This window comes from Streptomyces sp. NRRL F-5123, from assembly GCF_000721495.1.
Lineage (GTDB): Bacteria > Actinomycetota > Actinomycetes > Streptomycetales > Streptomycetaceae > Actinacidiphila.
On record NZ_JOHY01000187.1, the window covers coordinates 1 to 534 of the forward strand.

The 534-nt window shown below is 64.2% G+C and carries 1 pseudogene; it reads left to right on the forward strand.

Annotated elements, in window-relative coordinates:
- Positions 1-534: pseudogene (locus IH54_RS44225) on the forward strand (endo-1,4-beta-xylanase); the annotation flags it as partial.

Sequence of the window (534 nt, forward strand, 5' to 3'; positions counted from 1 at the left end):
ATCTACGCCTGGGACGTAGTCAACGAAGCCTTCGCCGACGGAGGAAGCGGCCAGCACCGCAGCTCACCCTTCCAGGACAAACTCGGAAACGGCTTCATCGAGCACGCCTTCCGCACCGCCCGCTCGGTCGATGCCAACGCCAAACTCTGCTACAACGACTACAACATCGAGAACTGGACCGACGCCAAAACCCAAGGCGTCTACAACATGGTCAAGGACTTCAAGTCCCGCGGCGTCCCCATCGACTGCGTCGGCTTCCAGAGCCACTTCGGCTCCAGCGGCCCGCAACGCCAAACCCGCCTACACCGCCGTACTCAACACCCTCAACGCAGCCGGCACGACCACGTCACCGACCTCGCCGACCACACCGCCCACCAACGGTGGCACCAGGGCGCTCAAGGGTGTCGGATCCGGGCGCTGCGTAGACGTGCCCAACTCCACCACCACCGACGGCACCCAGCTCCAGCTGTGGGACTGCAACGGCCAGGCCAACCAGCAGTTCACCAGCACCTCCGCCGGTGAACTGCAGATCCT